The sequence below is a fragment of the Bacteroides sp. AM54-2NS genome, assembly GCF_003602935.1.
In the GTDB taxonomy this organism is placed as follows: Bacteria; Bacteroidota; Bacteroidia; order Bacteroidales; family Bacteroidaceae; genus Bacteroides; species Bacteroides xylanisolvens.
In genome coordinates this window covers 26,898-49,097 of sequence record NZ_QTMZ01000037.1, presented here as the reverse complement: position 1 = coordinate 49,097, position 22,200 = coordinate 26,898, and the positions used below count along the sequence as shown (strand labels likewise).

Here is a 22,200-nt window from a genome sequence, read left to right as displayed (position 1 = left end):
AATGCGCCTACAAAGATAAATTATATTTTCTGACGGGGAAAATAATTTAAGAAAAAGAGAGGAAAGTAAGGATAGATTGGAAATATCTTTATAGCTTTGCAAAAGAATATCAAATCTATGGCATCATTAAGTAAAAACAAAATAAAGTATATCCACTCGCTGGAACTGAAGAAAATACGTAAAGAAGAGCGGGTATTCCTGGCTGAAGGTCCTAAATTGGTAGGTGATTTACTCGGACATTTTCCCTGTCGTTTTTTAGCTGCACTCCCTCCTGGTTTCAGGAGCATCCGGGTATTGACGCAAGTGAACTGGTAGAAGTTTCACAGGAAGATCTTTCACGGGCCAGTTTATTGAAAACTCCCCAACAGGTACTTGCTATTTTCGAACAACCACAATATACTTTGGATCCGGAGGCAGTTCGTTCATCACTTTGCCTTGCATTGGACGATGTGCAGGATCCCGGAAATCTGGGTACCATTATCCGTTTGGCCGACTGGTTTGGCATCGAACATATTATCTGCTCGCAGAATACGGTAGATGTATATAACCCTAAGACCATACAAGCCACTATGGGGGGAATTGCCCGGGTGAAAGTGCATTATACTTCCCTCCCCGATTTTATCCGGTCGCTCGGAGATACTCCTGTGTTCGGTACGTTCCTGGATGGAAAAAACATGTATGAACAACCATTGTCGGCCAATGGCTTGATCGTAATGGGAAATGAAGGGAATGGCATAGGGAAAGAGGTAGCCACATTAATCAACCGAAAATTATATATCCCCAATTACCCGGCAGGCCAAGAGACATCCGAGTCTCTGAATGTAGCCATTGCTACCGCAGTAATCTGTGCCGAGTTCCGTCGACAGGCTGCATGGAAGTAAAATCAAAAGGATAAAATAAATAAGGGAATAAAGCTTCCCCCTTCTTTTCTGCTTCCTGCAGATACTCATTAAAACATTGGGAAGATTGATTCGAAACACTGGGAAGATTGATTTGAAACACTGGGATGTTTTTTAAAATCATCCAGTGTTTTTTATTTCTTCCATCTGACTTTCAGAAAGTAGCACTATCACTCCCGGCATCCATTCAACCGATTCAATCTCTTCGGTCAATGGGAACACACCTCGGACAACTCCTTCGTCAGTGATCTCCACTACCTGCTGCTTCATATATCCGACGGCAGGTATCAGCAAATAATGAGAAGCAAAGCGTTTCATTACAATCAGTTGTTTGAACGTCTTTGTTGTTGCCTGCGTTGATTCATCTGGCGTTCTTTTCTTTGCTCTATCCGTTCCTTTTGGATATGCTGTTCCACCTGAATCTGCTCCGGCTTCTTCTCACGATGAGTTCCCGTACGACGACGGTTCATCTCTTCCGGTGTCAGACGCTGAATGTCATCTTTATTCTTGTCTATGACCTTATGTAAAGAGTCGGCATTTTCTTTAGTAGCTATCTTCTTCAAAGAATCCGCTTTCAATGCTTCTATCTTATTCAAAGAATCGCGTACAGCAAATGCGAGCGTATCCGTACAATGATAACGAGTCATCATGAAGCGGTCGGCCAATACTGCCCCGCCTTTTTCCTGGCTATCCATCGGATAATAAATGAAACCTTTTATTTCTTTCATCGAACCTAATGTGTCTGCAAACAAACGAATTTGTTGCACACCCGGTTCAGTCACCATTTTCCAATGATTGATCGTATCTTTTTCATAAATCACCTGCATAGCCATAGTGACACCTCTTAAAGAGTCGGCAAGCATCGGCTCCAGGAAACGATACCGCACTTCCCATACCAATGTATCCCGGTCTTTGTAGTTAGAGTCGGTCGGCAAAGTAAATACATATTGATTATCCATCATTTCACCGGTCAAACGTACCATACGCTGCCACGGCCAGACATCGATGCTATCACCCTGCTTAGTCATTTTCGGTTTCTTATCACGCTTGGCTATCAGATCACCAACAAGTTCCTGTTCGTCTTTCAAGCGTTTTTTCACCTTATCATAAATTTTCGATAAAATCTCTGTGTTACGGGTATACCAAACCATGGATGAATCAAATGCAGCTTGTGTAGTCCCGTATTTCTTGAAAACGGCGTCGATATACAATGCTTTCTTATAGTTCTCACTATAAGGCAAATTATCTCCCATAGACTTTGCCACATGATAATCATACAGCAAATTCTCCATCTTCGATTCCGAGATTACATCACTGGGTCTTTTCACTTTACACCCGGCTACCGCAAAAACGAACATGCAGATGAGACACAGATGAAACCGAAATTTATTTTTCATGATCCGTAGCTTCCTTTTTATCTTTATCCAGCGAATGATAAGACTCATTCAAATATTTACTATAAAAGAGTAACAAGGCAATGATACCGCAACTGATAGCGGCATCCGCAAAATTAAAGATCGGACTAAAGAATATAAAATGCTCTCCACCCACAAACGGCATCCATGTAGGCCAGTTTGTATCTATAATCGGAAAGTAAAACATATCCACCACTTTTCCGTAAAACCAGGTAGAATATCCACCACCTTCGGGCATGAAACTGGCAATCTGCGAATGAGTGCTTTCATTGAAAATAACTCCATAGAACACGCTATCTATGATGTTCCCCAAAGCACCGGTCAGAATAAGAGCCACACAGACGATATAACCTGTTTTGAACCCTTTCTTTATGATTTTATAGAGATACCACCCTATCAATGCTACCGCAACAATGCGGAATGTTGTCAGGAATAACTTGCCGAAGATTTCCATACCGAAAGCCATCCCGTTGTTTTCGGTGAAATAGATATAAAACCAATCGGTCACACGTATACTTTCGTGCCAGTACATGTGAGTTTTAATCCAGACCTTGATGATCTGGTCAATAATCAATACGGAAAAGATAACGAGAAGGGCAATTCTCCCCTTCGTGAATAGTTTCTTCATGTGTTTATTATAAGTTAAACATAACGAGCTACAAGTGCCGTGCGTAAACTTTGCGCAGCTACTTGTAGCTCGTTACCTGTAGCCTACTTGCTATCTGTTATTTTTTACCACTGTTCTTTGCTTCAATGCTTAATGTAGCATGAGGAACAGCACGCAGACGTTCTGCCGGAATCAACTTTCCGGTTTCACGGCAAATGCCGTACGTTTTATTCTCAATACGTACCAAAGCAGCTTGTAATCCTTGGATAAACTTCAGCTGACGTTGTGCCAGTCGGGTCGTTTCTTCCTTGGAGAGCGTATTAGCTCCTTCTTCCAATACTTTATACGTAGGAGATGTATCGTCGGTATCATTACCGTCCAGTCCCATCAAACTTTTCTTCAACTGTTCATAGTCACGTTGTGCCAATTCCAGTTTCTCCATAATAATGGCACGGAATTCCTCGAGTTCCGCATCCGAATATCTAGTCTTTTCTGCCATAACTTTACAATTTTAAAAGGTTAATCAATATAGTATTAGTCTTTTATCACGTTCACAAACAATGAGAAGTCGTCAAACTCCAGCATTGTTCCGTCTTTCACTTCATCTACAAGTTCAAGAGATGTGCCTAAAACCTGGTTACAAATATAAGTATTATATTCATTTACCGCATCATCTGTTTGCGTATTTTTCGAGATTGTTATTTTTATTTTGTCTGTAATCTCGAAGCCGCTTGACTTACGTATATTCTGAATACGGTTCACCAGTTCACGGGCAATACCCTCGCGACGCAGTTCTTCGGTAATGGTCACTTCAAGCGCTACTGTCAGTTTGCCTTCATTGGCAACCAACCATCCCGGAATATCTTCACTAAAGATCTCGACATCCGATGCTTCAATAACAGCTTCCGCACCATCCAGATTTAATGTATACTTTCCGTTTTTCTCCAATTCACCGATGGCTTCCTGTGACATTTCTGCAACAGCAGCAGCTACTGCTTTCATTTGCTTGCCAAATTTCGGGCCTAGCTTTTTAAAGTCACATTTCACTTTTTTCACCAATACACCGGCTGCACCATCAACGAATCTGACTTCTTTTACATTCACTTCATTCATTATCAGGTTCTTCACAGCTTCGATATGAGCTTTCTGCTCTTCATCTACCACCGGAACCATGATACATTGCAGCGGTTGGCGTACCTTGATATTCACCTTGCGGCGCAATGCCAACACCATAGATGTAACATCCTGTGCCATTTGCATGCGGGCTTCCAGTTCCTTGTCTATCATTTCTTCCTGATATTTCGGGAATTCGGCAAGATGGACAGAAACTACATTGTCGCGTCCTGTTGCTGTAATCAAGTCAGTATACAACCGGTCTGCATAGAACGGAGATACAGGAGCCATCAGTTTGGCAACTGTTTCGAGACAAGTGTACAATGTCTGATAAGCAGACAATTTATCCTGTGTAAATTCACCACCCCAGAAACGTTTACGATTCAGGCGAACATACCAGTTGGACAAATTATCATTCACAAAATCAGAGATCAAACGTCCTGCCTTTGTCGGTTCATATTCATTATAGCATGTATCTACCTCCTTTATTAATGTATTCAATACAGACAAGATCCAACGGTCGATCTCCGGACGTTCTGCCATCGGTACATCCGCTTCTTTATACTCAAATCCGTCTACATTCGCATAAAGCGCAAAGAATGAATACGTATTATATAAGGTACCGAAGAATTTACGGCGAACCTCTTCCACTCCTTCAACGTCAAATTTCAGGTTATCCCATGGAGAAGAATTGGTAATCATGTACCAACGCAACGGGTCGGAACCATACTTTTCAATCGTAGTAAACGGATCGACAGCGTTATTCAAACGCTTGGACATCTTGTTACCGTTCTTATCGAGTACCAAACCGTTAGAGATAACAGCTTTGTAGGACACGCTGTCAAATACCATGGTAGCGATAGCATGCAAGGTAAAGAACCAACCACGAGTCTGGTCTACTCCTTCTGCAATAAAGTCAGCCGGATATACCTGACGGTTATCCAACAGTTCTTTATTTTCGAACGGATAATGGATCTGCGCGTATGGCATAGCACCCGAATCGAACCATACATCAATCAAGTCTGATTCACGCTTCATCGGTTTGCCATCTTTCGATACCAATATGACGTCGTCTACATAAGGACGGTGAAGATCAATCTTATCATAATTTTCTTCCGAATATTGACCCGGCACGAAACCTTTATCCTTGTATGGATTGGATTTCATAAATCCGGCAGCTACCGATTTCTCGATTTCATTATAAAGTTCTTCTACAGATTCGATACATATCTCATCCGTATTATCTTCTGTACGCCAAATAGGCAATGGAGTACCCCAATAACGAGAACGGCTAAGGTTCCAGTCATTCAGATTTTCCAGCCACTTGCCGAAACGGCCGGTTCCGGTAGATTCCGGTTTCCAGTTGATGGTTTTATTCAATTCCATCATTCGCTCCTTGCAAGCGGTAGAACGGATAAACCAGCTATCCAATGGATAATAAAGTACCGGTTTGTCTGTACGCCAGCAGTGCGGATAGTTGTGGACATGCTTTTCTATCTTGAAAGCCTTGTTGTCTGCTTTCATCATCATGGCAATGACAATATCCAACGATTCGGCAGCCTGCGCAGCTTTCTCATCGTATTTGCCATCCACCATAAATTGAGGATCATAAGCATTTTTCACCCATGCACCCTGATATTCTTTGTATTTATCTACATCAACACATTCTTTTACGAAATTCTCATCCAGCTCATTCAACAGATAGAATTTACCAGTTAAATCCACCATCGGACGAGTTTCGCCTTTCTTATTAATCATGAAAAGTGACGGGATTCCTGCAGCACGTGCCACATTCGCATCGTCTGCACCAAATGTAGGTGCAATGTGAACGATACCTGTACCATCTTCTGTAGTAACATAATCACCCGGTATTACACGGAAAGCCTTATCACTAGCTTTCCAAGTACCATTTTCAGATACTTCAACAGGTTTTACCCAAGGAATCAGCTGCTCATATTCCATACCGACAAGATCAGTACCTTTATATTCGGCAATCACTTTAAACGGTACAAGTTTATCTCCGGCTTTGTAGTCCTCCAATTTCAGATCAGCAGCTTTGCATTGAAGTGTACATTCAATAAAGCTTTTGCCAGAACAACCGTGATAGGTTCTCCGGTATAAGCGTTGTAAGACTGTACAGCCACATAGTCAATTTTGGGTCCCACACAAAGAGCCGTATTTGAAGGCAATGTCCATGGAGTAGTTGTCCAAGCGATAAAATAAGGAGTTCCCCATTCCGTCATTTCCGGTTTAGGATTCTTCATTTTAAATTGGGCAACGGCCGTTGTATCTTTTACATCCCGATAACAGCCTGGTTGATTCAACTCATGTGAGCTCAATCCTGTTCCTGCAGCCGGTGAATACGGCTGGATCGTATATCCTTTATACAACAATCCTTTTTTATGCAGTTGCTTCAATAGCCACCATAATGTCTCAATATAGCGATTATCATACGTGATATAAGGATGTTTCATATCCACCCAATATCCCATCCGATGAGTCAGGTCTTCCCACTCCTTGGTATATTTCATCACGTCTTTCCGACAAGCCGCATTGTAGTCGGCAACAGAGATTTTCTTACCAATATCTTCTTTTGTGATACCTAATGCCTTTTCTACACTTAGTTCCACAGGCAGTCCGTGCGTATCCCATCCGGCTTTACGCTTCACCTGATAACCCTTCATCGTTTTGTAGCGACAGAAAATGTCCTTAATGGTACGAGCCATTACATGGTGAATACCCGGCATACCATTAGCCGAGGGAGGTCCTTCGAAAAACACGAACGAAGGACAGCCATCACGTTCTGTCATACTCTTGGCGAAAACCTGGTTCTCGTCCCATTTCTTCAGCACATCTTTGTTCACCTGCGAAAGGTCAAACTGCGAATATTCAGTAAATCTCTTACCCATAGCTGTCTACGATTTTACTATTTACAATTTACAATTTGAGGGGTATCCCCATTTTTAAGGGTGCAAATTTACAAAAACATTTGTTTAGTTGAGCAAAAAGCTAGGACTTTTAATCGGATTCGTGTGAAGTTAACGATTATAAACCGCCTACAGCCTAAACAAAACAGGTATCTCCTTGTTTTAGTGGGAACCTAAAAGCACTTTAACTTATGAATTACGGTATTAGCATTTTATTCAGAGCAATCCCTTTGGCGATGGCTATTTTTTGCTTCGGATACGGAGCGTTTATTTATGGTTATGGAGATGACGGGAGTCGTGTTGTGGCCGGTCCTGTTGTGTTTTCACTCGGTATGATATGCATTGCACTGTTTTGCACGGCTGCCACTATCATCCGGCAAATCATACATACTTATAATAAATCGGCCAAATACGTTTTGCCGGTTATAGGCTATCTGGCAGCCATCATTACTATTATTGGAGGCATCTGCATTTTCAGTAATGCCACTTCCACCTCTGCATTTGTTGCAGGACACGTTATCACCGGCGTTGGATTTATTACCACTTGTGTAGCTACCGCCGCCACCTCTTCTACCCGATTCTCTTTAATTCCGAGGAATTCAAAAGCGACAAGTAATGAAGTTCCGGAAGGAGCTTTTTCCCTTAATCAGAGACGGGCATTGGTCATTGTTGCCATCATCGTTTCGCTGATCGCATGGATATGGGCATTTGTATTATTGGGCAACAGTCATTCTCATCCTGCTTATTTTGTGGCGGGGCATGTAATGGTCGGTCTGGCATGTATTTGTACCAGTTTGATTGCACTGGTAGCTACCATAGCACGCCAGATACGTAATGATTATTCAGAAAAAGAACGGAATAAATGGCCGAAACTGGTTTTATTAATGGGATCTATCTCTTTTGTATGGGGATTATTCGTGATTTTGGCGGATTCCGGAAGTGCAAACGGTACCACCGGATATATTATGCTCGGGTTGGGGTTAGTATGTTACAGTATTTCCAGCAAAGTAATCCTGCTGGCTAAGATATGGAGGCAAGAGTTCAAATTAGCCAACCGTATTCCTATGATTCCGGTATTTACGGCATTGGCTTGTCTGTTCCTGGCGGCTTTTGTATTCGAGCTTGCTACTATACATGCTGATTATTTCATTCCGGCACGTGTTTTGGTAGGTCTCGGAGCTATTTGCTTTACGCTGTTTTCTATCGTTAGTATATTGGAGAGTGGCACGTCTTCCAAATAAAAAAGTATTCTATAAAAAGGGCGTCACTATATGCCCCGGATAGTGACGCTATCCAAGGCATATAGTGACGCTATCCGGACAGCATAGCGTCACTCTTTTTATTTCTTGTATCTCACCTCATACAGGTCATTCCTGCGGTCTTTCAAGTTGCGTACACTACCATAAGTATGCAGTTCGTTCAGCAAATCCAGATCAACATCCGATACCAAAATCATTTCGGTGTTAGGAGTTGCCTCCGCCCTCTTTCCGTCCGTTGGAAAAGCAAAGTCGCATGGGGTAAATACCCCCGATTGGGCATATTGAATATCCATATTGTGCACACGGGGAAGATTTCCGACACTTCCGGCAATGACCACAAAACATTCATTCTCGATGGCACGTGCCTGCGCACAAACACGAACACGGGAATAGGCATTCTGGGTATCTGTCAGGAAAGGAACAAATAATATCTGCATTCCCTGATCTGCCATCAGGCGGGAAAGTTCGGGGAACTCGACATCATAGCAGATCAAAACTCCAATCTTTGCACAGTCCGTGTCAAAAGTATTCAGAAGTTTACCACCATTAAGTCCCCAACTTTTTATTTCATCGGGAGTGACGTGTAATTTCTCGTACATTTCGTAGGTTCCATCCCGTCGGCAAAGGAAACCTACATTATAAAGCAATCCGTCCTCTTTTACGTATGGCATACTTCCGGTTATAATGTTGATATTATAGCTAATAGCCAGATTCATAAACCGTTCCCGAATTTCATCCGTATACTTTGCCAATCCGCGAATAGCCTGCGATTCTCCTTTATCGTTATACTTCGACATCAAAGGAGCATTGAAATATTCCGGGAAAAGAACAAAATCACTTTTATAATCGGAGACTGCATCCACAAAGAATTCTACTTGTTCGAACAGGTCATCCAACGTTTTATAACTACGCATCTGCCATTGCACCAATCCTACGCGAACCGTAGTTTTGGGACTGATATATTCCTGTGTAGGTGGCTGATAATAGATATTATCCCACTGGAGCAAACAAGCATAATGTTTTGATTCTTCATCATTTGGCAGATAATTAGTCATTACCTTACGAACGTGAAAATCATTCGACAACTGGAAAGTAAGTACCGGATCATAAATTTCGCGTTGACGTACCCGTTCGATATATTCTTTCGGACGCATTTTGTCAGCATATTTATGATAATTCGGGATACGTCCGCCAAACATGATCGCTTTCAGATTCAATGTTTCGCAAAGCTCCTTACGATATTCATACATACGACGTGCGAGACGCAAACCACGATAGCCCGGGTGGATGAATACTTCAATGCCATACAGGATATTTCCTTTGGGATTATGTGTATTGAATGTTTCCTTACCCGTAACCTGTGCATACGTATGGTCGTTCTTTACTTTATCATAATCAACAATAATAGAAAGAGCACAACCAACTATTTTATCGTCAACGACTGTGACGATCTGACCCTCCGGAAAGATTTTAATCAACTTCTGTATCTGCTCACGAGTCCAAAACACATCGCTACCGTCAGAATAAACACGGGTAAACGATTGGGATAGTTGTACATAATCTTCTATTTGCAGATTGCGTATCTGCACTTTATTAATTTTTATCGGATGTTGTTCCATAACAATACGTGTTTTATAAAAGATAGTGCAAAGGTATAGTTAATCCTTTAATTGTGTTTTGAAACCAAGAAAAATTAATAATAGTATTTTATGTAAATTGAGTTATTCAATTCAAACTTATATACTTTGACATTACTCTAACTCTAATATTTCTTTTACTTCACCTTCTCCTACGTGCTTTCGTCCTTCTCCAAAGGTAAACTTAGTGCCTTCAGAAAAATTATCTCCTAAAGCTCTTCTAATAAGAAAAGCTATTTCAACTACCCCCTCATCTCCGGGATAAAAAGCCTCCCTATCAAGCAAAGTTATTTGACCAGAAGTTTTCGTCTCCTCAATAAAATCAAATAAAGGTCGATACCCACTATAAAATGGGGTTCTACGACCATCCTTATATAACCTTATACTAGCTATAATTCTAATCATAATAGTAACAATATAAAAAATAATCAACTAATTTGTGAGAATAAAGAATGGCGGACAATGTTAGCTATAAGTATATTCATCAAAGTTATTCTAATAAATTGAAAAACAAAAAAAATCAAATAGATATTTTCTAACATCAATTCATTTAATAGTCAAAAGGAATAATCGAACGATAATATCTTTTACACAAATATATATTTTATTGTATTATCTATTTTATGCATTCTTTTTCTGCAAATTCCAAAGGTGAAGAAGCACTCCTTCACCCACAAAATTCTTATTTACTGGTAATTCAGAAGAAAAATGAAGGAGTAGATTAAATAAATGTTTCTTATATATAGAGAATACAGCTTAAGCAGAAAGAAAAAAAGCAGCGTTTTAAGAGAAGGAAAGCGGCGCTTTAAGTAGGCTAAAGCATTGCTTTAGCTGCGGAAAATAGCTGCTTTTATTTGATTCTACTTCTTCTATCCACTTCTCTCTAATCTGGAAAATTTCAAAGATAAAACAATTAGATTTTCCAAAGAAATATTTTTTAAGCCAGAAACGGATATGAGAAATCATTGTAATAATCATGTCTTTTATTACATTGATATTTCGAAGTCAATATGCTCAAGACAGAATCAACTTTTGAATCATTTTCATATAGGATGAGCATATAAATACTATCTTTGCGAATATCAATCATGATAAAAGAGTACCCCAAAAGATAAAGAAAAGATATGAATTCCAACAAATTCTCCTATCAAGGACAAATCGAGACTATTCTTCATTATCTAAATTCCATGATACAAAAGAATTGGACAGGTAAAACTGCTGATGAGTTCAATCGTTTGATGTCTATACCAGAATTAGCTAAAATAGCATGCATGTCTGCTCGCAATCTTCAGCTGATGTTTAAAGCTTACACTAGCGAAACAATACATCAATATATCATTCGCACACGTATGGAATACGCCCAGCAATTACTCAAAGATAATAAAAAAAGTATAGCTGAAATATATGAATATATTGGATTTGCTAACCAGTCAGCTTTAAATAATACACTTCAAAAAAAATACAATCTCACTCCTCGAGAACTACAAAAGAAATTATTGGAAACAAGTCATACTTATCCTTCATGTATTTCTCCTTACCGCATAGTGGAATCAGAAACAATACCTGTCTTATTTTTATCTTATATTGGCAATTATGACACTTGTAGCACAGTTGCTTTTGAGACATACACTTGGGATTGCCTATATAAATATGCTAAAGAAAACTCTTTATTACCAGATAAGGAAGATTATTGGGGGATAGCTTATGATGATACAGACATTACCTCATTAGAAAAATGCCGTTTTTACGCTTGTATAGCCATTCAAAAAAGAGTAGGATCCAATCCTCCTCTTACTAATCCAATAAAACATATGGATTTACCTCAAGGTACATACGCAGTTTATATTCATCAAGGAGATTATGCATTGTTAGATGCCTTCTATGAGATAATATTGAAACAATTACCGCAATCATATTGCTTAGGAGAAACTCCAATCTTGGAACATTACTTGAACTCTCCCGCTGACACAGATGTGAAAGAGCTTCTTACTGAAGTTTGGATTCCAATCATTAAATAATTTTGTATAAGGGTGAAATATCACTCTTATACAAAATTAGTAACTATCATGCCTGATATACACTCTTTATCAAAGACTTAGGACAATACCCGAGGATATCAATAGAAATCTTTTCGGCTTCCTCTTTTGATATATTTTCATTAATAATATAGTGCTTAAAAACATTTTCCTTTTCTTTATATGCATAAGATAAAAGCAGCGGCCCTGCTATTGTTCGCAATTGCGAGTCTCTAAAATCATCACTTTGATTTCTGCCTAAACCAACACGTGTAGAATGTAAAATAATTGATTTATTTTCTCTATCACGACAATCTTCAACAGCTTCTTTTAAAACAAATTCTTCCTCCAAAGTATTATAATCTAAATTCTTATCCTCAACAATGAATTTTAAAACATTATTTGGTCCGAATTTTATTGTGCCATCATCAAACTGCGCACTTCTTATCAAGATACCATAATATATATCAGTACTATCAGATAAGCAAAGATCAATACCTCCTCTGGTGCCACCTTTAATTTTTGAATTCTTCGTCATGCCTGTACGATGAACATAAAATTTTCCATAATTATTCTTTTGCAGTTCATTTCCATGCACAAACCCATCATTAAACTTTGGGTGCTTAAAATAAGCTTCTACTTCAATTGGGTAAATCCGCAACCCATTACTCAACTCAAACATATAATTTGTAACTATCAATTTATTAATTGTTTGAAGCTGTTTCTCTATTTCCTTAAAGTCACTACATTGTATTAAAATTGCAATTTCTTTTTTCAAAGTATCCATGATTATTATAATATTAAATTTCTTTGGGTAAAGATAATCTTTTTAGTAAAGAGTTGTCTGAATATATCAACTTTTTTTTATTTCTCACTTAGATGATATCAAATAGTCAACAACAGAGTCCCAATTCGGATACTGCTCCGAACCAAATAATATCAATTCACCACTAAAATTTTCCGCACCATTTTTGAGGCGATCATCTATCAAGAAGTCTCCTTTGTTTAAATTTTTATGATGGCTAAGAATTAATCGTTTATAGCTATATGTACCTAACCATTTTTTCACCCATACAAGTTTATCCGACCAAGCAGAAGGATTATTCCAAGGTGCCGTGGAAAGAATGTACACATCATAAAAACGTACTAAACGATGGAAAGCATCAATTGCTCCTTTATATGGATACATTTTCGCAAAAATGTTAGGAACTTCATCATATCGTCCCTCATATTCTTTCTTTTCGTATTCACTCAATTTGTTAATACCTGATTGGAAGTCAACTAATACATTATCCATATCAATATAAAGTATAGGTTTGAAAGTCGATAACGCTGATATCATACAATTTTTATTTTATAAATTTTGAATTTAATGAATTATCCCGTAGTGATGCTATTCTTATCCTGTTGACAACAATCTGACAAGGCTACCATTTATCCATCGATTCAGTTTTACACCAATCAAAAATAATATTGTAAATCCAATAATTAGTTCCATATTTCTTACTTATTTTATTTTTTCTACTTATTATTTAGTCACAGTCCAAGACAAACAATTCAATGCACCTCCCCATTTCTTTATAATCGGAGCTATATTAATCTGGTAAATTCGTCCATCATAGGAAGGATGCAATTCTTTTATCTGGCTTAAAGCCTCTCCATCTGTAGGTAATCCAAGTCCGGGAATTATGATTACATCACGTGTCTGAAGCATATTTATATATGCCCAACTATTTTCATCATACTTGCTAAGTTTTAAATCTATAACGGCAAAATCGTCACTCAATCTACGTCTCATTTCTCGTTCTATCTCTGGAGGATAAACTTTCAAGTTGACCAATATCTTACCATCACCAATATTATGAATAATTCCATCTGTATGACCACAGATATCATATTTGTCCCATGGTAGAAATACAATATCTGCTCCATAAAAGTTTTCCTTTAGTATTGCCAGTACTTCGCTCTGGTCAATCTGTGAATTTTCCTGAAATACCTTTTCTGTCATGATGACAATTGGTTTCCGACCTCTCATACATGATCCTATCCACTTTGAATTCGCTTCACACACGACTACATTTCCCCCATCAACAATAAGTGGAGACTGTGTAATATCCATATCTCTACTCATAGCTTTAAGTACAGGAATAATATTAGTTTTGTACTGTGGCTTATCCTTCAAATAATCAGGTTCATAGCGAAATTGAATATAAGACTTAAATCCCCACTGTATTGGCATATAATCTCGACACCAATAATCTTTAGTGTGTAGTAATGTACCATGCTCTATATGGTGGTAAACAAGAATGTCTGATATTTCTTTATAAACATTGGGATAATGCCAAGCAAAAAGACTTGAGAAATAAATGGCATCTTTATACTGTTCTGTAACCATAATCTTACCTAACGAAAAACCAATAATAATATGTTATAACTAGAAAAATGCCATTTGGCAATATCCATAGATTAAAACGATCTCACAAATATCACAATGCAAAGATAAGTGCATAGCCAAACAATCTATTTACTCAAAAATGCAAAACGATTCGTATACCTTCATTTAAATGATTTTACATGTGATTATCTATCAATAGTATATAAAACAATTATGACACCCTACCATTGGTACGATGTCATAATCTTAATAGAACCATGCCAAGAAACCGAAGTCATAATGACATGATGAAATTACACTAACCTAATTTATTTATTTTTTTTCCAAAGCTTGCTCATATCTTCCAGTGTCTTACCTTTCGTTTCGGGTACCCAACGCCAAACGAAGATGGCAGCAGCCACACAGATTATGCCATATAAACTATATGCAAACATCGGGCTGAAGTCATACAGTGCCGGGAAAGTAGAAGATACAATGTAATTGAATATCCATTGGAATGCTACGGCGATTGCCACCGCTTTACCACGGATCGTGTTCGGGAATATTTCCGAGATCAACACCCAGCAAATCGGTCCCCAAGACATCATAAAGAATGCTGCATACACAATCACTGAAAGTACCGGGAGAACACCCTTTATTGCCATGCTATCACACATTGCTACCGCAAATGCACCTACAGCCATACCAATAGAACCGATTATCAATAGTGGTTTACGTCCGAAGCGGTCTACAGTGAAGATTGCAACCAATGTAAAGACAATGTTTACAATACCCATAATAACTGTCTGCATCATGCCACCTCCTTCTGCACCTGCATTTTCGAAAATACGAGGAGCATAATAAAGTACCGCATTAATACCGATAGCCTGTTGGAATACAGAAAGCAAAATACCGATCACAATTACTGCCACTCCATAAGTAAAGATTTTCTCTGTCTTTTCATGAGCAGTAGCTTTAATATCATTAAGAATTTCCTGTGCTTTTGTCTTACCATTGATCTTTTCAAGGATCGAATAAGCCTTTTCATCCTGCTGTATCAATACAAGATAACGAGGAGTCTTGGGAACAAAGAACAACAACAGACCGAAGAAAGCGGCAGGGAAAGCTTCCGAACCGAACATGTAACGCCATCCTTCATAAACAGTCCACATATCAGATTCAGCACTAACAGACAGTACACCGGCTGCATCTTTCAAAATAATAGGATTTTGATGGTCGCCCATAATCAGGAAATTCACGAAGTATACTACCAACATACCGAAGATGATAGCAAACTGGTTACACGATACAAGCGTTCCACGAATATTAGAAGGAGCAATTTCAGCAATATACATCGGACAGACTGCAGAAGCCAGTCCAACACCGATACCGCCCAAAACACGATACAAATTAAAAGCAATCAGCAAATCCATGTTCGGCTTTCCATATTCGAAAAACAAGACTTCCGGATAATAGGAACCTAATGCTGAAAGGAAAAAGAGTACGGCAGCAAGCCTTAGAGAATTACGACGTCCCAAACGGGAAGCAAATATACCGGAGATCGCACCACCCAGTACACAGCCAATCAATGCACTGGAAGATGTGATTCCATGCATTACTTTATTGTATTGAAAATCAGAGGCCGAAAGGAAAAAAGCCTCCAAGCCTTTCTCTGCACCGGAAATAACCGCTGTATCGTATCCGAAAAGCAGTCCTCCCAAAATGGCGACAGAGGTTATCGAATATAGGTAGAGTTTACTACCCTCGTTCGTTGTATTAATCATGGTTATAAGTAGATAAAGTAGTGTTGTAGTAGTTGGATTTATATCACCACAGATTTCACAGATTGACACAGATAAAATTCAAAATAAGAGAGAAGAAAATCAATCTGTGACAATCCGTGTAATCTGTGGTGGGGTTAATTAGCAATACATATTCAGAATTGCTTCATAAAGTTCTTGTTTACCGCTAGTCTGTTTCGGTTCACCGTTTGCTTTTGCATAAGCAACTACATCTTCCAAAGTCAACTTGCCATCTTCAAACTCCTTACCTTTACCGCCATCAAATGAAGCGTAACGGTCAGCCAGCATTTTCTTATAGGGAGATTCGTTCAGCAGAGCAGCTGCGCTTTCCAATGCACGAGCCATAGCGTCCATACCTGCGATGTGAGCGATGAAGATATCTTCCAGGTCAGTAGAGTTACGACGAGTTTTAGCGTCGAAGTTTGTTCCACCGTTACCCAAACCGCCGTTGCGGATAATTTGCATCATAGCTTGTGTCAGTTCGTAGTTATCAATCGGGAATTGGTCTGTATCCCAACCATTCTGATAATCACCACGGTTAGCGTCAATAGAACCCAACATGCCGTTGTCTACTGCTACTGCCAATTCGTGTTCGAAAGTGTGACCAGCCAAAGTTGCGTGGTTTACTTCAATGTTCACTTTGAAATCTTTATCCAGCCATGAGCTTTCAGGAATCCGATTACTGTTTCTGTATCTACATCATACTGATGTTTTGTCGGTTCCATCGGTTTCGGTTCAATCAGGAAAGTACCTTTGAAACCACGGGCACGAGCATAATCACGAGCGATGGTCAGCATTTTTGCCAAGTGTTCTTTTTCACGTTTCTGATCTGTATTCAGAAGAGACATATAGCCTTCACGGCCACCCCAGAATACATAGTTCTGACCACCCAGTTCGATCGTTGCATCGATTGCATTCTTGATCTGAACAGCAGCACGAGCTACTACGTCAAAATCAGGGTTAGTAGCAGCACCGTTCATATAACGTGCATGGCCAAATACGTTGGCAGTACCCCACAACAGTTTGATGCCTGTTTCAGCTTGTTTCTGTTTTGCGTATGCTACGATTGCTTTCAAGTTAGCTTCGTATTCTTCGATGCTTGCACCTTCAGAAACCAAGTCTACATCGTGGAAACAGTAGTATTCGATACCCATTTTCTGCATGAATTCGAAACCTGCATCCATTTTATCTTTTGCAGCTTGTATAGCGTCAGCATTACTATTCCAAGGGAATTGTTTTGTTCCGCCACCGAATTGGTCGCCACCTTCAGCACACAAAGTATGCCACCATGCCATAGCGAATCTCAACCAATCTTTCATCTTCTTACCGTTGATAACCTTTTCAGCATCGTAGTAACGGAATGCCATCGGATTCTTACTATCTTTACCTTCGAACTTAATCTTTTCAATTCCCGGGAAAAATTCTTTTGTTGCCATAATTCTTTTATTTTTAAAATGGTTATTATTTAAATTGTTAATTATTTATCTGAAGACAGAACTGGAGCCGGTATGTTACCGGTCATCGACTTTTCAAGACGGTATTTCCATTTTGCGTACGCGTCAGCATATTCCTGTCGTTTTGCCACATTAGGCTCAATCACATCCAGTTTGTCAAGCGTAGCAAATGCCTCATTGTTATCCTTGTAGATACCTGCACCGATGCCCGCACCTTTCGCAGCGCCTACGGAACCATCCGTATCGTAAAGCTCGATAGTAGCTCCTGTGACTCCCGCCAAAGTATCGCGGAAGATAGAACTCAAGAACATATTAGCGTGTCCGGCATGGATCATCTTCACAGGAATTCCCATTTGCTCCATGATATCAATGCCATATTTAAAAGAGAATACAATACCTTCTTGAGCGGCACGGATAATGTGGTGTTTGCCATGCGTATTAAAATCCAGTCCACGGATACTGCAACCGATTTCTTTATTATTCAGCATACGTTCGGCACCGTTACCAAAGGGCAGGATACTGATTCCCGCACTGCCGATAGGCGCTTTGGAAGCCAATACATTCATTTCATTATAAGATATTCCTTCGGGAGCAATGTTGCGTTTCACCCATGAGTTGAGAATACCTGTTCCGTTGATGCAAAGCAATACTCCCAAACGTGTCTGATCTATGGTATGATTGACATGCGCAAAGGTATTGACGCGTGACTGCGGATCATAGTTCACTTCACCGTTCACGCCATAAACCACTCCCGATGTTCCTGCCGTAGAAGCAATCTCTCCAGGATTAAACACATTCAAAGAAAGGGCATTGTTAGGCTGGTCGCCTGCACGATAAGTAATCGGTGTCCCTTCTTTCAGTCCAAGCTCTTTGGCAGCTATTGCATTTACACGTCCCTGCTCTGCGAAGGTCGGTTTAATATCTGCAATCAAAGAAGAATCAAACCCGTAATAATCCATTAAGAAATCAGCCACCCGATTGTTCTTGAAATCCCAGAACATACCTTCCGAAAGCCCGGAAACAGTTGTACAGATTTCTCCACTCAACTTCATGGCAATATAATCGCCCGGCAGCATTATCTTATCAATCTGCTCATAGATGGCCGGTTCGTTTTCTTTAATCCACGCCAACTTGGAAGCGGTAAAATTTCCCGGTGAGTTCAACAAATGAGAAAGACATCTCTCCTCCCCGATTGTCTCAAACGCTTTCTGACCGTATGGCACCGCACGAGAGTCACACCAGATGATAGCAGGACGCAATACATGCTGATTCTTATCAACACAAACCAATCCGTGCATCTGATAAGAGATACCGATGGCTTTAATTTCAGCGGCACTCACTCCGGATTCGGTCATAATAGCCTGCGTGGACAACTTTAAGTTTTCCCACCAACTTTCAGGATCTTGTTCCGCCCATCCGGGATTCACTGCAATAATATTCGCTTCTGTTTTCGGAAAAAATGCCGAGGATACACATTTACCAGTCTCCGCATTTACCAAACTCGCTTTTACAGACGAGCTACCTATGTCATAACCTAATAGAAACATAATTTTATTTACGATTAAACGATTTACTATTTACGATTTACTCTCAATGTCCGACAATTAATGCTTTAACATCCAACGCCTAATACTTAATACTTGATACTTGAACAGGGTCTACCTTCTTACCTTATTATATATCTTCTTATCAAATTTATAATAACGGGCAGCACGGTGAGCCACTCCTTGTTGTTTTTCTTCCAAAGGAACTACATATTCCATCATTGCTATTTTTTTATGGAAGTTACGCACGTCCACGGCTTTGTCGTATACTAATTCAAAAAGAGTCCTTAATTGTGCGGCTGTAAATTTACGCGGAAGCAGTTCGAACAACATGGAAGGATTAAATTCTACGAACTGACGAATATAAGTCATTGCCTCCTTTATAATCAGATTATGGTCGAAAGCCAGTGTTTTCACGTCTTTCAAAGCGACCCAGCAAGCCTGATGATCGTCCAGATTCTTATCCAACGTACGATCTATCTTCACCATCGACAAATATGCAATGGTAACAATACGCTCCACTTTTGACTGCATAGCTCTTTCCAACCAACGTACATCTTTCGGATTACTCGTTCTGTTTTTAGAACCAAATGCTTTAAACTGCATCAGATTCACATTTTTAAGTCCTGTCAGTTCATACAAAACTCGTTGTGCAGCTTCATCCAGGGCTTCATCCATATAGATAAGACTTCCGGGAAGTTTCATATCATGATATACTTCTCCATTATCCTCACCTGCACGTTTTACAAGCAACACTTTCAGTTGTTCTCCGTCAAAACCAATCACTACACAGTCTACTGATATATGATTGTTTGCTAAAGGTGTATTTTTCTGTAAATTTTGCATATCTATTTCTTTAAGACGATGCAAATATAGAGGCTAAAAACCATCAAAACAAAAATAAGAACTATGCTATAAAACATTGTTTTTCATATAAATACATATCATACATTCTACAATATGAATAGTTAGTGTTATCTTACGAATTACAATATGTATTTTAGTATTTCCACGGGTGAGTAATTGTATAAAGTACAAAAACTAGATGGACGCTTTATTATCAGTACTTTTCATATCTTTTCCAACAGACACCCGGAAAGGTACTTATTGTATTTTAAACGATATGTCATTTTGTACCTTATCGTTTTTTATTCTATCTTTGTCGGGTAAATATTAAAAAATCTAAAATGGAACGTCATCCAGTCATTTTATCCATTGCCGGCTCCGATTGTTCGGGAGGCGCAGGTATTCAGGCAGACATAAAAACAATCTCGGCTTTAGGAGGCTATGCAGCATCGGCCATCACTGCCATCACCGTACAAAACACACTGGGGGTACGCGCCGTACAGTCTATCTCTCCGGATATGGTTCGTGGGCAAATAGAAGCCGTGATGGACGACCTGCAACCGGTTGCCATCAAAATAGGAATGATAAATGACATTCAGATCGTTCGTGTAATTTCCGACTGTCTACAAAAATATTCGCCTGCATACGTCATTTACGATCCGGTAATGGTGTCTACCAGCGGAAAGAAACTTATGACAAATGAAGCGATAGAAGAAATCAAAAAAGAACTTTTACCGCTTGTCACATTAATCACCCCTAATATTGATGAAGCAAAAGTACTTACAGGTAAAAGTATTCACAACATTCAGGATATGCAGACCGCTGCCAAAATGCTGACGGATGATTATCAGACTAATATCTTACTAAAAGGCGGACATCTGGAAGGAGACAATATGTGCGACCTTTTGCATACGTCCGAATTTATCTACCATATATATGAGGAGAAAAAAATAGAAAGCCATAATCTGCATGGAACGGGATGTACCCTCTCTTCCGCTATTGCCACCTATCTTGCCAAAGGCTACCCCATGCGAGAATCCATCCAGCATGCGAAAACATATATCACTCAAGCCATTATCGCAGGAAAAGAATTGAATATCGGCCATGGTAACGGCCCTTTATGGCATTTTCCGGACACCGTTGCACAAATGTGTACTTTTTGTGCGGTTGTATCATAAAAATACGTAACTTTGCACCCGCAATTAAAAATCAATTAAATAATAAAAATATGAAAGCATTTGTATTTCCCGGTCAAGGCGCTCAATTTGTAGGAATGGGTAAAGACCTGTATGAAAACTCAGCTTTAGCAAAAGAATTGTTTGAAAAAGCAAATGATATCCTCGGATATCGCATTACAGATATCATGTTCGACGGCACAGACGAAGATCTTCGTCAGACAAAGGTTACTCAACCTGCCGTTTTCCTTCACTCTGTTATTTCTGCTCTTTGCATGGGCGATGACTTCAAACCGGAAATGACTGCCGGCCACTCACTTGGTGAGTTCTCTGCATTGGTTGCTGCCGGTGCATTGAGTTTTGAAGATGGATTGAAACTTGTGTATGCACGTGCAATGGCTATGCAGAAAGCTTGCGAAGCTACTCCTTCCACCATGGCTGCTATTATCGCATTGCCGGATGAAAAAGTAGAAGAAATCTGTGCAGCAGTAAATGCAGAAGGTGAAGTTTGCGTACCGGCCAACTACAACTGCCCGGGACAAATCGTTATCTCCGGCTCTGTACCGGGTATCGAAAAGGCTTGCGAACTGATGAAAGCTGCCGGAGCCAAACGTGCTCTTCCGCTGAAAGTGGGTGGTGCTTTCCATTCTCCATTGATGGATCCTGCTAAAATAGAACTGGAAGCTGCTATCAAAGCTACCGAAATACATACTCCTAAATGTCCGGTATATCAGAATGTGGATGCACTTCCTCACACTGACCCTGCAGAAATCAAAAAGAACCTGGTTGCTCAATTGACTGCTTCCGTACGTTGGACACAATCAGTAAAGAATATGGTTGCTGACGGTGCTACTGATTTTACAGAATGTGGCCCGGGTGCCGTACTTCAAGGATTGATTAAAAAGATTGACGGTACTGTCAATGCTCACGGTATTGCATAAATATCCGTAAGACAGACTTCATCTTTAAATGATATAGAGCGTGTTGGTAATAGTTCCAACACGCTTTTTTTTATATGAAAACCATAAATGGAATACAAACGAACATGTTGTAAAACACCCTGATACTTTTCTTTTCCGGCAAACTTTCCGAATCTTTCTTTTGTTTTTATTATAGGAATCATTTACTCAAAT

16 protein-coding genes and 4 pseudogenes are annotated in these 22,200 nt (G+C 39.5%); 5 read left to right on the top strand and 15 right to left on the bottom strand.

The features are described 5' to 3' along the window. Positions 1 to 117 precede the first annotated feature (117 nt). Positions 118 to 881, top strand: a pseudogene (locus DXA05_RS19360) (RNA methyltransferase). Here DXA05_RS19360 and DXA05_RS19355 read toward each other — a convergent pair. The 5 genes and pseudogenes from DXA05_RS19355 to ileS all read right to left on the bottom strand — a co-directional run bounded on the left by DXA05_RS19355 (position 832) and on the right by ileS (position 6,943). Beyond that, positions 832 to 1,217 (bottom strand): annotated as a pseudogene (locus DXA05_RS19355) (hypothetical protein). The pseudogenes DXA05_RS19360 and DXA05_RS19355 overlap by 50 nt on opposite strands. Positions 1,218 to 1,222: 5 nt before the next feature. Continuing rightward, entirely contained in the window at positions 1,223 to 2,296 is a 1,074-nt protein-coding gene (locus tag DXA05_RS19350) for a DUF4296 domain-containing protein (RefSeq protein WP_087318089.1), read from the bottom strand. Then, positions 2,286 to 2,942: a lipoprotein signal peptidase gene (locus DXA05_RS19345; protein ID WP_004295884.1), complete on the bottom strand. Its 657-nt coding sequence runs from the start codon at positions 2,940 to 2,942 to the stop codon at positions 2,286 to 2,288. The genes DXA05_RS19350 and DXA05_RS19345 overlap by 11 nt, the downstream gene beginning before the upstream one ends. A gap of 97 nt (positions 2,943 to 3,039) precedes the next feature. Then, positions 3,040 to 3,420: a TraR/DksA C4-type zinc finger protein gene (locus tag DXA05_RS19340; RefSeq protein WP_004295883.1), complete on the bottom strand. Its 381-nt coding sequence runs from the start codon at positions 3,418 to 3,420 to the stop codon at positions 3,040 to 3,042. A 35-nt stretch (positions 3,421 to 3,455) separates the two neighbouring features. After that, positions 3,456 to 6,943: pseudogene (ileS, locus tag DXA05_RS19335) on the bottom strand (isoleucine--tRNA ligase). 209 nt (positions 6,944 to 7,152) lie between these two features. Here ileS and DXA05_RS19330 point away from each other — a divergent pair. After that, a complete protein-coding gene (locus DXA05_RS19330) occupies positions 7,153 to 8,202 on the top strand; it encodes a DUF2776 domain-containing protein (RefSeq protein WP_128859511.1) in 1,050 nt (349 codons plus the stop codon). A gap of 98 nt (positions 8,203 to 8,300) precedes the next feature. Here the strand turns inward: DXA05_RS19330 and DXA05_RS19325 are convergent, their stop codons facing one another. The 3 genes from DXA05_RS19325 to DXA05_RS27905 all read right to left on the bottom strand — a co-directional run bounded on the left by DXA05_RS19325 (position 8,301) and on the right by DXA05_RS27905 (position 10,835). Continuing rightward, entirely contained in the window at positions 8,301 to 9,839 is a 1,539-nt protein-coding gene (locus DXA05_RS19325) for a carbon-nitrogen hydrolase family protein (protein WP_004295880.1), read from the bottom strand. Positions 9,840 to 9,971: 132 nt separating this feature from the next. Next, positions 9,972 to 10,262 (bottom strand): hypothetical protein, encoded by a 291-nt coding sequence (locus DXA05_RS19320; RefSeq protein WP_008640146.1) that lies wholly within the window; start codon positions 10,260 to 10,262, stop codon positions 9,972 to 9,974. 378 nt (positions 10,263 to 10,640) lie between these two features. Further along, positions 10,641 to 10,835 (bottom strand): hypothetical protein, encoded by a 195-nt coding sequence (locus DXA05_RS27905; protein WP_008018215.1) that lies wholly within the window; start codon positions 10,833 to 10,835, stop codon positions 10,641 to 10,643. Positions 10,836 to 11,044: 209 nt separating this feature from the next. Between DXA05_RS27905 and DXA05_RS19310 the strand changes: the two genes are divergently transcribed. Then, the gene (locus tag DXA05_RS19310; RefSeq protein ID WP_229077605.1) at positions 11,045 to 11,875 is read left to right on the top strand and encodes a GyrI-like domain-containing protein; all 831 of its coding nucleotides are present in this window, start codon (positions 11,045 to 11,047) and stop codon (positions 11,873 to 11,875) included. A 46-nt stretch (positions 11,876 to 11,921) separates the two neighbouring features. On the opposite strand, the gene DXA05_RS19305 is transcribed toward DXA05_RS19310, so the two are convergent. The 7 genes and pseudogenes from DXA05_RS19305 to DXA05_RS19275 form a co-directional block, all read right to left on the bottom strand. Next, positions 11,922 to 12,659: a hypothetical protein gene (locus tag DXA05_RS19305; protein ID WP_128859510.1), complete on the bottom strand. Its 738-nt coding sequence runs from the start codon at positions 12,657 to 12,659 to the stop codon at positions 11,922 to 11,924. Positions 12,660 to 12,743: 84 nt separating this feature from the next. Further along, the gene (locus DXA05_RS19300; protein WP_004316412.1) at positions 12,744 to 13,214 is read right to left on the bottom strand and encodes a hypothetical protein; all 471 of its coding nucleotides are present in this window, start codon (positions 13,212 to 13,214) and stop codon (positions 12,744 to 12,746) included. Between the two features lie 186 nt (positions 13,215 to 13,400). Beyond that, a complete protein-coding gene (locus DXA05_RS19295) occupies positions 13,401 to 14,267 on the bottom strand; it encodes an agmatine deiminase family protein (RefSeq protein ID WP_004316411.1) in 867 nt (288 codons plus the stop codon). 308 nt (positions 14,268 to 14,575) lie between these two features. Continuing rightward, on the bottom strand, positions 14,576 to 16,030 hold the full coding sequence (xylE, locus tag DXA05_RS19290; RefSeq protein WP_004316410.1) for a D-xylose transporter XylE: 1,455 nt from the start codon (positions 16,028 to 16,030) through the stop codon (positions 14,576 to 14,578). A 138-nt stretch (positions 16,031 to 16,168) separates the two neighbouring features. After that, positions 16,169 to 17,484: pseudogene (xylA, locus tag DXA05_RS19285) on the bottom strand (xylose isomerase). 41 nt (positions 17,485 to 17,525) lie between these two features. Then, positions 17,526 to 19,049 carry an FGGY-family carbohydrate kinase gene (locus DXA05_RS19280; protein ID WP_008640143.1) on the bottom strand — a complete coding sequence of 508 codons (1,524 nt, stop codon included), beginning with the start codon at positions 19,047 to 19,049 and terminating at the stop codon, positions 17,526 to 17,528. Positions 19,050 to 19,160: 111 nt separating this feature from the next. Next, entirely contained in the window at positions 19,161 to 19,892 is a 732-nt protein-coding gene (locus tag DXA05_RS19275) for an NUDIX domain-containing protein (RefSeq protein ID WP_004295874.1), read from the bottom strand. A gap of 341 nt (positions 19,893 to 20,233) precedes the next feature. On the opposite strand from DXA05_RS19275, the gene thiD reads away from it, so the two are divergent. Together thiD and fabD are read left to right on the top strand one after the other, a co-directional pair. Further along, positions 20,234 to 21,070 (top strand): bifunctional hydroxymethylpyrimidine kinase/phosphomethylpyrimidine kinase, encoded by an 837-nt coding sequence (gene thiD / locus DXA05_RS19270; protein WP_128859509.1) that lies wholly within the window; start codon positions 20,234 to 20,236, stop codon positions 21,068 to 21,070. 50 nt (positions 21,071 to 21,120) lie between these two features. Next, on the top strand, positions 21,121 to 22,008 hold the full coding sequence (fabD, locus tag DXA05_RS19265; RefSeq protein WP_004316407.1) for an ACP S-malonyltransferase: 888 nt from the start codon (positions 21,121 to 21,123) through the stop codon (positions 22,006 to 22,008). The last annotated feature ends 192 nt before the right edge of the window (positions 22,009 to 22,200 follow it).

What these genes read in the sequence shown, in the direction of transcription:
- DXA05_RS19340 (WP_004295883.1), bottom strand. Translation starts at nt 3,420, where the DNA reads ATGGCAGAAAAGACTAGATATTCGGATGCGGAACTCGAGGAATTCCGT.
- DXA05_RS19280 (WP_008640143.1), bottom strand. Translation starts at nt 19,049, where the DNA reads ATGTTTCTATTAGGTTATGACATAGGTAGCTCGTCTGTAAAAGCGAGT.
- DXA05_RS19305 (WP_128859510.1), bottom strand. Translation starts at nt 12,659, where the DNA reads ATGGATACTTTGAAAAAAGAAATTGCAATTTTAATACAATGTAGTGAC.
- xylE (WP_004316410.1), bottom strand. Translation starts at nt 16,030, where the DNA reads ATGATTAATACAACGAACGAGGGTAGTAAACTCTACCTATATTCGATA.
- fabD (WP_004316407.1), top strand. Translation starts at nt 21,121, where the DNA reads ATGAAAGCATTTGTATTTCCCGGTCAAGGCGCTCAATTTGTAGGAATG.
- DXA05_RS19330 (WP_128859511.1), top strand. Translation starts at nt 7,153, where the DNA reads ATGAATTACGGTATTAGCATTTTATTCAGAGCAATCCCTTTGGCGATG.
- DXA05_RS19275 (WP_004295874.1), bottom strand. Translation starts at nt 19,892, where the DNA reads ATGCAAAATTTACAGAAAAATACACCTTTAGCAAACAATCATATATCA.
- DXA05_RS19300 (WP_004316412.1), bottom strand. Translation starts at nt 13,214, where the DNA reads ATGATATCAGCGTTATCGACTTTCAAACCTATACTTTATATTGATATG.
- DXA05_RS19310 (WP_229077605.1), top strand. Translation starts at nt 11,045, where the DNA reads ATGATACAAAAGAATTGGACAGGTAAAACTGCTGATGAGTTCAATCGT.
- DXA05_RS19350 (WP_087318089.1), bottom strand. Translation starts at nt 2,296, where the DNA reads ATGAAAAATAAATTTCGGTTTCATCTGTGTCTCATCTGCATGTTCGTT.
- DXA05_RS19295 (WP_004316411.1), bottom strand. Translation starts at nt 14,267, where the DNA reads ATGGTTACAGAACAGTATAAAGATGCCATTTATTTCTCAAGTCTTTTT.
- thiD (WP_128859509.1), top strand. Translation starts at nt 20,234, where the DNA reads ATGGAACGTCATCCAGTCATTTTATCCATTGCCGGCTCCGATTGTTCG.
- DXA05_RS19325 (WP_004295880.1), bottom strand. Translation starts at nt 9,839, where the DNA reads ATGGAACAACATCCGATAAAAATTAATAAAGTGCAGATACGCAATCTG.
- DXA05_RS19320 (WP_008640146.1), bottom strand. Translation starts at nt 10,262, where the DNA reads ATGATTAGAATTATAGCTAGTATAAGGTTATATAAGGATGGTCGTAGA.
- DXA05_RS19345 (WP_004295884.1), bottom strand. Translation starts at nt 2,942, where the DNA reads ATGAAGAAACTATTCACGAAGGGGAGAATTGCCCTTCTCGTTATCTTT.
- DXA05_RS27905 (WP_008018215.1), bottom strand. Translation starts at nt 10,835, where the DNA reads ATGATTATTACAATGATTTCTCATATCCGTTTCTGGCTTAAAAAATAT.